The sequence below is a fragment of the Companilactobacillus crustorum JCM 15951 genome (assembly GCF_001434585.1).
In the GTDB taxonomy this organism is placed as follows: Bacteria; Bacillota; Bacilli; order Lactobacillales; family Lactobacillaceae; genus Companilactobacillus; species Companilactobacillus crustorum.
This window is the reverse complement of record NZ_AZDB01000050.1, coordinates 1-11,330: the sequence shown is the minus strand read 5'-3', so window position 1 is coordinate 11,330 and position 11,330 is coordinate 1. Positions and strand designations below refer to the sequence as shown.

At 33.7% G+C, this 11,330-nt stretch carries 9 protein-coding genes; 3 read left to right on the top strand and 6 right to left on the bottom strand.

The window, feature by feature from the left end:
• Nucleotides 1-56: 56 nt before the first annotated feature.
• The 3 genes from FD26_RS09930 to FD26_RS09920 form a co-directional block, all read right to left on the bottom strand.
• Complete coding sequence (locus FD26_RS09930) at nt 57-3,224, bottom strand: SbcC/MukB-like Walker B domain-containing protein (protein ID WP_057868271.1); 3,168 nt, start codon at nt 3,222-3,224, stop codon at nt 57-59.
• On the bottom strand, nt 3,221-4,411 hold the full coding sequence (locus FD26_RS09925) for an exonuclease SbcCD subunit D (protein ID WP_057868270.1): 1,191 nt from the start codon (nt 4,409-4,411) through the stop codon (nt 3,221-3,223). The genes FD26_RS09930 and FD26_RS09925 overlap by 4 nt, the downstream gene beginning before the upstream one ends.
• A 150-nt stretch (nt 4,412-4,561) precedes the next feature.
• Nucleotides 4,562-5,971 (bottom strand): C69 family dipeptidase, encoded by a 1,410-nt coding sequence (locus FD26_RS09920; protein WP_057868269.1) that lies wholly within the window; start codon nt 5,969-5,971, stop codon nt 4,562-4,564.
• Nucleotides 5,972-6,299: 328 nt separating this feature from the next.
• On the opposite strand from FD26_RS09920, the gene FD26_RS09915 reads away from it, so the two are divergent.
• On the top strand, nt 6,300-7,088 hold the full coding sequence (locus FD26_RS09915) for a hypothetical protein (protein WP_057868268.1): 789 nt from the start codon (nt 6,300-6,302) through the stop codon (nt 7,086-7,088).
• A 90-nt stretch (nt 7,089-7,178) separates the two neighbouring features.
• On the opposite strand, the gene FD26_RS09910 is transcribed toward FD26_RS09915, so the two are convergent.
• Nucleotides 7,179-8,021 carry a mechanosensitive ion channel family protein gene (locus tag FD26_RS09910; protein ID WP_057868267.1) on the bottom strand — a complete coding sequence of 281 codons (843 nt, stop codon included), beginning with the start codon at nt 8,019-8,021 and terminating at the stop codon, nt 7,179-7,181.
• A 73-nt stretch (nt 8,022-8,094) separates the two neighbouring features.
• Entirely contained in the window at nt 8,095-8,343 is a 249-nt protein-coding gene (locus FD26_RS09905) for a hypothetical protein (protein ID WP_057868266.1), read from the bottom strand.
• 187 nt (nt 8,344-8,530) lie between these two features.
• On the opposite strand from FD26_RS09905, the gene FD26_RS09900 reads away from it, so the two are divergent.
• Nucleotides 8,531-9,115 (top strand): peptidylprolyl isomerase, encoded by a 585-nt coding sequence (locus FD26_RS09900; RefSeq protein WP_057868265.1) that lies wholly within the window; start codon nt 8,531-8,533, stop codon nt 9,113-9,115.
• Here FD26_RS09900 and FD26_RS09895 read toward each other — a convergent pair.
• Nucleotides 9,112-9,957: a LysR family transcriptional regulator gene (locus FD26_RS09895; RefSeq protein WP_057868264.1), complete on the bottom strand. Its 846-nt coding sequence runs from the start codon at nt 9,955-9,957 to the stop codon at nt 9,112-9,114. The two genes, FD26_RS09900 and FD26_RS09895, sit on opposite strands and share 4 nt — an antisense overlap.
• A 99-nt stretch (nt 9,958-10,056) precedes the next feature.
• Between FD26_RS09895 and FD26_RS09890 the strand changes: the two genes are divergently transcribed.
• Nucleotides 10,057-11,076: a YeiH family protein gene (locus FD26_RS09890; RefSeq protein ID WP_057868263.1), complete on the top strand. Its 1,020-nt coding sequence runs from the start codon at nt 10,057-10,059 to the stop codon at nt 11,074-11,076.
• Nucleotides 11,077-11,330 lie beyond the last annotated feature (254 nt).

Here is an 11,330-nt window from a genome sequence, read left to right as displayed (position 1 = left end):
CCGCCATCAACTTGATTTGACGAACAGCCGATTTTCTATCTGGCTTTTTTAGGGGTCTATTTATTAATTAGTTCAATTTTACTTTTTCCATCGCCTAATTTTTTAACGAGCAGTTGTTGGCTGATACTTTGTTTCATTGATTCAATATGACTGATGACGCCTACCATTCTATTTTGACCGATATCTTCTAAGGCACTCATAGCTTCGTCTAAAGTTTCATCGTCAAGCGATCCAAATCCTTCATCGACAAAGAGGGCATCAATTTGAACGCCATTAGCTGATGATTGAACAACTTCGCTGAGTGATAAAGCAATAGATAGAGCAGCAATGAATGTTTCACCTCCGGACAGCGTATTGGACGAACGGATTGCATTGGTTTCACGGTCATAGACATTGATATCGAGACCATGGTCAGTTTGCTTGTTTGAAGGTTCTTGAGAAATTATAAAGGAGTAACGATTATGCGATAGTCGATTTAAGAAAGTGGCATTAGCATAAGTAAGAATTCGTTGGAGGTAATTTTGAACGACATAAGTTTCAAGTTTCAATTTATTCTTATTGCCATCTTTTCCGTTGACAATATTGTAGAGACTCGTTATGGAAGCTAATTCCTTAGCAAAAGCGCCTTGCTGCTGCATAATTTTTTGAATAGTTTCTAAACCGGATTCGGCATCTTGGAGATCTCTTTTAGCCGTAGCTGTTTGGTTAATGGCAGCCTTTTGTTCCAATTGAGCCGCATTGGCAATTTCTTTTAGTTTAGATAGATCAGGCTTTTCAACATTGAGTAATTTATTTTGAATATCGTTGATCGTAGCTTGTAATAATTCTTTTTCTTTAGCATAGCTTGTAACGCCATTTTGTAATTTTGATAATAAATCTTGATCTAATTCTAAAATCCAATTATCTAAAGTATCTAAGTCATTAGTTTTAGCGGACTGTGAGGATAAAGCCTGATTTAGTTTTTTCGATAATTCATTGATAGTAATAGTTTGCTGTTCTAGTTGACTCTGAATGTCAGTCAATTTAGTTTGATTGTTGCTATAAATTATTTCATTGCTATGTAAGGCTTCTTGAGCAGCTTTTAAGTCAGCGTCAAATTTTTCATATTCTTTTGTCAGAGTTTCCTTCTTTTCAATAAGTTGCTGGCTAGAAATATCTGGATTATCGATAACTTTAAGCTTATTTGTCAGGTCATTGTTACGTGTATCTATTTGAGTAGATAATTTGTCAAATTCTGAAGTGACCTTGCTTAGTTCTTTTTGAGTAGTAACTTGTTTTTCTTCAAGTTCCTTAATAGTTTGTGAAATTGTCTGAGATTCTTTGATTTTTGAATCTAGTTTATCAATTTCATCTTGGAAGCTAGTTTTAACTGCTTCTAAGTCAAACTCCTGTGGAAGATCAGTTTTTGAAGAAATAATTAATTCATTATATTTAGTTGATAAGGCAACTTGAGCTTTAACAGCTGCTAATTGTTTTTGATCAAATTCTTCAGAGAGATCATCAATGTTTTTTTGAATATTTTTTACATCATTGTCAGTAGCAGCAAAGAATTTTTGTGAATCATCAACTTCATCCATAGCTTTACGAAGTTCGGTCTCATCAGCAACTGTTTGATTATCTGTAAGGGGGTGCTCAGTAGAACCACAGACAGGGCAGGGCTGATTCTCTGTGAGTTCTTGACGAAGCTGTGCAATCATTAATGATTGTCTGGTTTTAATCTTTGTTTGATAATCTTTTTTTGCATCAATTAAAACTTGAGATTTTGATGAAAGATTTTCATGAAGTTGGGCTAGTTTAGATTGAACGGCAGTAACATCTTGAGCTGTAGCAGTTCGCGTATTTTCTAATGGTGTAAAGGTGTCGATAAAGTCAGATCTGTTCTTTATTAGGGCATCCTTTTGAGTAGGGAGATCCTTGTAGGTTAATAATTGTTGATTATAGTCCGCAATTTCATTTTGAAGATTTGTTAAGGCATTTTTTTTATCATTAACTAAACTCGTGGCTGTTTTTAATTTTGGTTGTAAGTTTTCTAGTTCGGATTCTATTTTTTCAATATCTTGAACTTTGCTAATGAGGACGGTTAATTTTTGAGCTTGATCTTTTTTTGCTTTAAAATCATCCGTTTGGTTTGTTAACGATGCTATTTCAGACTTTGCCTCATCCAATTTTTGTTTAGAAATATTTAGCTTGTCAGTGATATTTTGTTTTTGAGTTAGAACATCTTTTTGGGCTGACTTACTTTTGTTTAAGTCACGTACGATTTCACGCAAAGGTTTAGCCCACTGCAGTTCGATTATATGTTGCTGATTTTTTTTAATTTCGTTGGCACGATTAGTAATATTGATCTGATATTTTTCTTTAGAATCAGCAAGACGATCAAAGTTTTTTTGGATGTCTTGAGCAGCATGATAATTCCTGTCGGCTTTTTGCCATGATTCACTAATTTTGTTCTCTTCAGCCATGACAAGTTTCAAAGTGTTTTGACGTGATTTTATATATTGTTTAATAGTTTCCAATAACTGATCGTTAGGGATTTGTTTTAATTCTGTTTGTTCAGATTCAGTCCAAATAGGAGATTTGATTTGAGATTGAATATTATTATTGAAATCAGTTGCTTTAGCGTTAGCTTGATCAAAATGCTCTTTCAAATTAGCAGTAAAATCAGTAAATAATTGAGTGCCAAAAATCTTTTTAAGAATTTTTTCTTTGTCGTTTGTTTTTGATTTTAAAAATTCGGAAAAATCGTTTTGAGGTAATAAAATAATCTTTTTAAATTGATCGGCATTCAAATTTAAAATTTCAGCAATTCCGTGTCCAACGTCAACTGGTTTAGTAGCAATACTTTCGATTTCGACGCCGCCAACATCTTCAACGACTGATAAATTGGCTGTAGGGGTTCGCTTAGTTGAACCTGTGCCGTTTTTTTTATTCAAATATTGTTCCGGCGTACGTTCAATTTTGTAAATTTTGCCATTTTGTTCAAAATAAAAAATAACTTTGGTTTTGTCGGCTCCGGTAGCAAACTGACTACGCATTTCTTTGGCATCACGATCGCCAGTAGTGGTGTTGAAGAGGGCAAAAGTCATAGCATCAAAAATGGTTGATTTGCCGGCACCAGTATCGCCCCCAATAAGAAAGATTGGAGATTCATCAAGCTTACGAAAATCAATAATTGAGTGCTCATGTGGTCCAAAGTAATTTATTTCTAGATAAATTGGTTTCATTTTTTCTCCCTCTCGATTTCATTAAAGATGGTTTCAACTAGTGATTTTTGAGGGGCAGATAAGTCTTTACCGGTGATAGTTTCGAAAAATTGTTCAACGGTGTCTTCAGGGCTCAATTCACTGATATTAGTTGTATTAACTTGAGAATCAAAATCATTTTGATTAGATTCATAATCTAATTCCACCACGGTGCCATATCGTTTTTGAAGTTCAGCTCGAATATTAGTTTGGAGATGTTCGCTACGATCAAAATTTTTAATAGTAATGGCAAACCAGTCTTTATTAATAGGCTGTTTTTTGTAAAATTTAGGATCACAAAGAGTTTCCCAATTTTCTTCTAATACAACTAAATCAGTTGTAGGTAATAAGGGTTTAAATACTCTGGAGATGCTGTCTTTTTCTAACGTAACGATATCAACGCCTTTACCTTTATTTTTAAGGCGAGCTTCTTTGATATTGAATTTAACGGGACTGCCAGAATAGCGAATATTTTCATCAGGCGAAGCAAATCGTGTGTGGATATGTCCTAACATGACATAGTCGAAATCTTTGAATTGATCGGCTGTGAGGGTCGCAAGTCCACCAACTTTAGAGGTTGTTTCACTGGTTAATTCAATCTCTTCATCTTTGTTAGGAGTAACTGAAAAATGTGTGATTAAGAGTTGCATTTTGTTATTGTTGAAATTCTTTTTCATATCGGCAATAACCAATTTCATAGCATCGGCAATGGTAGTTATCTTCTTGACCTTTTCAGCAGGCATACCTTGCTTTTGGTAATAAACACGAGCGTCTAAAGGATCGAAAAATGGCAATAGAAAGATTTGAATGTCATCAGTTTCGATGGGATGAAAAGCTTCTTCTAAAAATGTATTCAGATGGAAATTAGTATATTCCATCCAGTCACGACCGTAATTTAGACGTTTAGCACTATCGTGGTTACCAGAAATAGCATAAATTGGAATATTATTTTCCAAATTGATTTCTCGTAGCATCTTATTTAAAGCCGATACTGCTTCAGGATTAGGGACAGCTCGATCGTAGATATCTCCAGCTATGACTACACCGTCAACTTGTTCGTCTTTTGCAATCTGCAATATTTGTTGAAAAGTTTGTTCCTGTTCATTTAGAAGTGAGTAACCATTCAAGGTTCTGCCAATATGCCAATCAGCAGTATGTAAAAGTTTCATCGCAATTCCTCCAATTGAGATAATTGTATCAAAGTGATACGTCTTATTTTGTCCGGAAATTAAGATTTATAAAAAGTATAGCATTAATTTAGAACATATGTTCGTGAGAGGAGATAAAAAAAGATCGATAGAAGTATCGACCTTTTTAGATTAATCGTTTAGATTGTAACGAAGTTTCATATGTTCGGAACCCATGATTACCATGTCACCGAGCAATTTTGTTTGTAATTCGAAAGCGGTTTGAGCCAACTTTTTATTAGCATCTTCCAAATATTTTTTAACTTTCTTTTGATCTTTAATATCGGCATCAGTTTCATTTTGAATTTTACGATAAGCACTCATAGCGTCTAATTCATAATCATTTCTCATATCGACATATAAGTCATAATCAGTATCGCCAAGTAAGGCTGTAGTACAGCTCAACCAGTACATATTATTTAAATCAAATTTACCAGTGGCATCTCTATATTCAACTGGTGTGTCTTTAACATTAGCATAGAAAGGAACCACGGTGTTGAATGTATTAGCACCATAAGCTAACCAATGAATTCCAGCAATTTCAGCAGGAACATTATTTCTAATTTGTAAAATGTGAACATTATGGTTTCGATTGATACCAATTGGTCTAAAGAGTTTCTTTTCAGCTTCAGTACCATTGCCATAAACGTCGTACTTAGTATTTTCAAAGTGAGAACTTAAAACGAATTTAACATCTTCAATAGAGATTTTACGGTTGGCATGACAGATGAAGGGTAAATCTTGATCCATTGGATCATCAGGTGTCTCGTTAGGACTGAAGAATTTTTGACCTGACCAAGCGCGAGGATTGTTGTAAACAGTATCTTTGATAGATGAACTACCGAAAATATGTCTTAAATTATATTTGTCAAAATCAGGATTTAAGTGATTGTTATCAATCATATCCTTTAAATCAGCCGAGCAAAGCGTATCTTCTGATTCAAAGTCAAAATAGTCAATGTTCATACGGTTTGGAGCGACAACATAAGCGTCATCAGGAATACGAACAGCTGCCCAGTGATGTCCACCGATAGTTTCAAGCCACCAAACTTCCTCATTATCAGCAAAAGAAATTCCATTTGGTTCATAAGTACCATATTTTTCTAATAGTGAACCTAAACGCTTTACACCGTCACGAGCACTTGTTATATAAGGTAAAACAACGGTAACAAGGTCTTCTTCGCCAAGACCGTTTTCAACAAATGGATCAAGTCCTAGAACTCTTGAGTTAGTAGTAATTGTTTCAGTAGCCGACATAGCTACGTTATCGCTGTTAATACCAGCTGCAGGCCAAATTCCATTAGTTAAAATTGAATTGGGAATTGAGGTATAACGTTGTGGCTTGTCAGGTAAGTCAACTTTCACTTTGCTAATAACTGAAGTGTAAGTCTTAGGCTGGTCTTCAGGATTAACAACCACGAAACGTTGAGGGTCCAAAGCTTCGTGACCATCGTCATTTCTTGAAATCATTGTTGAACCGTCAATTGAAGCGTCTTTACCAACTAAAATTGAGGTACATGAACCCTTGATTCTTTTGTTCATTATTAACGCACTTCCTTTAATTATATTAATTAATTTAATTATAACTGGTTTGATACATGAAACAAACTCAATTAGTTACTTGATAATTTAAATGTTAGAAACATATATCTGGTATTACTAGAAATTATTTTGGGATAAATAAATTTTAAATGATAATAAATTGTTTTTAATAGTCTCTATATAGGATATTTGAAAGACTCATGTCCGAAGTTGACCGGATAAATTCATATATAAATTTATCGAAGAAGTAGCTAGAAAAATTCAAATTGCCATATTCCTTAATTTAGGATAAAACTTAAATAAGATGTTTAGAGGGGGATTTGAATAAATGAAAATAAAAAGTTTGGGAATAATTTTAGTTTTAACTACTTTGCTGGCCACAGGATGTACAAGCAATAATTCGACGGGCAAAAAGACAAATGACACAAAAGTTACAGCAACTAAAGCTGTGAAAAAACAACATGAAGTGGCGCCAGTTAATTACAAAGATTTAAATACGGATCAAATTATTGCTTTAGTGGCACAATCTTATTTTAAGAACGACATTAATCGTGATACTGGAAATTATGCTCATAATTACGCTTATAAATATTATGCAGATACACAACAATATGATTTCACATCAGGTAGTAATTTTACTGCCATTTTTATGATTAAAGATGGAAAAGTTAACGTAACTAAGGATTCTAGAATTATGACAGGGCAAGTATTGGTAATTAATGATCTGATAAAAAAGTATTATCAAACAGCAAATGATAAAAAGATTAATAAATTAATTGTACAAGAAATGAAAAACAATTATGCTCAAGTTTTTGCTGATGATAAATCTAGCCAGTCAACTAATACATCTAACGATAATCAAGATGCTGACAATTCTAATGAGGATAAGACGACCGAAAGCAATCAGAATCAAACTGACAATGAGGACAGCACTACTATAAACATTGAAAATAAAGACCAGCTATTAACATATGCTAATCAAAAATTAGGAAATCGTAATTGGATACTATTTGATAAGGACGATGAAATTGGCTCGTGGGCAGTTGAGGCTAATGACGGAGGCAGTATGACAATCTATCAAATTTATCCTGACGGTAGAATAGTTAAACCTAATTAATAATAATGAATTCAAACAAAAAACCAGTGCGATCGTTACACACTGGCTTTTTATAAAATAAATTGTATTTATTATACTTTTAGAAAAAAGCTATTTTGGTAATTCAATCTTGGCATCTCTAATCGTCGAAAGATAATTTTCTAATAAGACGTTTTTAACATGATATTGGGCACCGGGTTTGGTATAAGCGGCTACTTGAATAACCAGAGTGCCATCGGCTTGATTGGAAAAACCTACAATATATGGTCGTTTAGTTATTTGCAATTTTTCTAAATCGAGATTTTTGTTAATGTCACTGATAATTCGCGTAATTTCATCAAAAGGAGCAGCACTAGAGATGGGAATTTCCATTAATGCTTGCATATTATTACGAGACTTGTTGCTGACGATAGTGATATTGCGATTGGGAATGTAATTTAAAGTTCCATCGACACTTTGGATTTGAGTAGTTCTAATACCTACATAAGTAACTTGTCCTTCAATACTGTTGATTTTAATAGTATCGCCGACGCTGATCTGCTGTTCTAAAAGGATAAAAAAACCGTTGACCATATCGGAAACAAATCCTTGAGCACCAAGTCCAATTGCCAAACTGAAGATCCCAGCTCCGGCAATTAATGTACCAACAGGAATACCAATGGCCGAAAGAATAGCATATATCCAAAAGAACATCAGGATGTATTTGAAAATATTAAGTACGAGCGTATAGATAGTATCTAGCTTTTTAGGAGAAATAGTAGCTTTAGTGCTACGAAGTCCAGTTTTAAAAATATGTCGGATTATTTTTTTGCCAATCCAGTTTATAAGCAGAAGAACGACTGTTAGCAAGATAAGTTGCAATGCTACTGAAGCAATATGCTGTAAGACGGATTCCCAATTGACTTTAAGAAACATATTTTTAATAAAAGTATTAAAGTTAAGTGTTGATTTCAAAACAAAAGTTCCTTTCGAGTAATGAAACTATGATATCACAAAAAAAGCTAGAGAATTTTCTCTAGCTTTTGCTTTATAGATAACTTTTAGGGACAAAATCTTCAACAGCTACGTATAATTTATCGGATAAATTTTTGTATAATTCATGTTCACCCGTAATGAGCGTGAAATTTAAATTGTCACAGGATTCAATTAACTTAATAGCTGCTGCAATTTTTAAATCATCATGTGAATAATCAATGTCACTTTTTCCTGTAATTGTAATATCTAAAGTAGGCTGATTTTGACCTAAAGTATAATCTTGAATGTTTTCAGTTACCAAATTAAAATGCTCCCTCAAATTGGATTGAAATACAATTTACCACGGAATTATACCTAATGATAGATAATTTGACAAAGCGTCTATTTTTTGTGAAAGGAGAAAACAGTAATAGGCATGTTGCGTTTTGATTGGCATATTGGTTAAGTATGATAAAGTAAAGTTACTTATTATAGAAGGGAATTATAAAATGACGTACCCACAATTAAATCTAGAAAATGCTACAGGTAGTGTAGCAACTTTTAAAACAAATCATGGTGAAATAAAAATTCAATTGTTTGATGAACTTGTTCCTAAGACAGTTAAGAATTTCGTTGAATTAGCTAAGAAAGGTTACTACAATGGGGTTATTTTCCATCGTGTTATCCCTGACTTTATGATTCAAGGTGGCGATCCAACTGGTACCGGTATGGGTGGCGAAAGCATCTATGGAGACAGCTTTGAGGATGAATTTACAGATCAACTGTTTAATTTAGACGGAGCATTATCAATGGCCAATGCTGGTCCAAATACAAATGGCAGTCAATTTTTCATTGTTTCTAACCAAAATATGCCTAAACGAATGATTAAAGAGATGGCTAACGCTGGATATCCTGAAGAAATTGTAGCGGCTTATAAGAATGGTGGTACTCCTTGGTTAGACCATCGTCATACTGTTTTTGGTCAAGTAATTGATGGAATGGACGTAGTTCGAGAAATTGCACGTGCTAAACGTAATGGCAATGATAAACCAAATGATGACATTGTAATGGAAAACGTTGAAATTTCAGATTAAATAGATTTAATGATTTCTCGATAAGTATCTTTAAAATATGAATTCTTTAGAAAAACTAGATTAATGGGATGTTCCACATGAAAACCTGTTAAATCTAGTTTTTTTAATTGATCAGATTTTAATTCTTTACTAACAAGTGATTCATACATAAAGCTGACTCCTCGATTGTGCTTTAAAAATTCAACGATAGCTGAAGGACTCGCAATTTCAATTATGCTTTGGAAATCAGTACTGCGATAATTTTGAACGGCTAACCAATTTTCAAAAATATTACGACTACCTGAACCTGGTTCACGAAGCAGCAAGGTCTGGTTAAATAGATCCTCAATAGATGTAGCAGTGATTTGATTATTGGCTACGCAAATGAAATTTTCTTTTTGAACAAAGAAGGAATCAAATTCTTCCTTGTTGAAGTTTCCTTCTATTAAACCGAAGTCAACTTTGCCATCACGGATGTTTTGAAGAATGTGTTGAGTATTATTGATTTTAGTTGTAACCACATTGGATCTTGTGGTTAGTTGCTGAATAAATTTTGGCAGAATAGTTGAACTAAGCGAGAGGGTACACCCCATTTTTAAATGTTCAGTGTCATTTTGTAGGACCGTGATGATCTTTTGACTTTCTAGTTCGGTTTGCTTAGCAAATTTAGTTAATTCCAAGCCTGCCTTAGTCAGACGAATTTTATTATGCTCACGAAGGATAATTGGAATTTGTAATTCAGTTTCTAATGACCGCATTTGTTGTGACACGGCCGGTTGAGTAATAAACAATTGTTTAGCAGTCTGGGTAAATGAATTGGTACTGGCTAGACTAATTAAGGTCAAATAACGTTTATCAAGCATAATTTATCTCCTTATAAGTAATACTTATTAAATACAAATAAATACTAATTTTTACTTATGATGCTTCTATATTATCATCTAATATATGGAGGAGTTAGTATGTATACGAAATTTTTTGAGAAGAGCTTTTATTATGCTTTTGGTATGACTTTACTTTGCTCATTAGTAGGCAGTTTTTTAGGAGGAATGCCATACTTGACGATAATCGGAGCTTTGGTTATCTCTTTAATATTGGGGATGCTGTTTCAACTTTATCGTCCAGCAATTGATAAGGCTGAAATGGGAATTGGATTTATCTCCAATAAATTTTTACGTTTAGGAATCATTCTTTTAGGATTCAAGTTAAACTTAATTGATTTAGCTAATGCCGGCGTTAAAACTATTTTGTTTGCGATAGTTATTGTAAGTGGAGTTATTTTCTTAACTTATAATATTGCTAGAAAATTTGGAGTTAGTAAACGTTTAGCAATATTAACGGCTAGTGGAACTGGTATTTGTGGTGCCGCAGCAATAATGGGGATTTCTCCTCAAATAAAAGTATCCAAAGAAGAGGAGACAGCTAAACATAATGATGAAGTTTTAGCTGTAGCCATTGTGGCTATATTAGGAACGTTATTCACGTTAATCGAAATTGCACTTAAGCCAATGCTACATATGTCGTCAACTCAATTTGGGGTTATGGCTGGTGGGTCACTACATGAAATAGCTCATGCCATCGCTACTGGTGGTGCTGGTGGACCGATCAGTTTAAGTGCTGCTATAATTACCAAGTTGTCGCGAGTACTATTATTAGCTCCCGCTGCACTCGTTATTGGTATTTGGTATCAACATCAAGAACCCTTAACGGATGGTAAAAAAGAAAAGTTGCCAATTCCTTGGTTTATGGCAGGATTTATATTAGCAAGTATAATTGGAACTTTTGTACTAATGCCTGCAAATCTATTGAATATGCTAGTGAAGTTAGCCTACATCGTTTTGGGGATGGCAATGGCAGCTTTGGGAATGAGTGTTAACTTTAAAGTGTTCTTAAGTAGTGGTAAGAAGGCAGTGTTGGCAGCTCTATCTTCATCAGTTATTCTATTAATATTTACAATTATAGTAAGTAAAAGCTTTTTTTAGGGAAAAGTATCTGTTGATCAGCTTGGTTAGCAGGTACTTTTTATTTATACAAAAAGTAAATTTGATTTTCTTAACCATAAGAAGGTGCTATAGTATTAGCCAATACAATATCTTATTAGGCAATCGTTATTTACCATCTAATAGGAAGAAATATGTTAGTATAACCACTGAGACAAAAAAACTGAAATAAATTTGAAAAAGTACTTGCAACAGGAAGAAAGAAACGGTAATATATATCTTGTTGTTGCGACAGA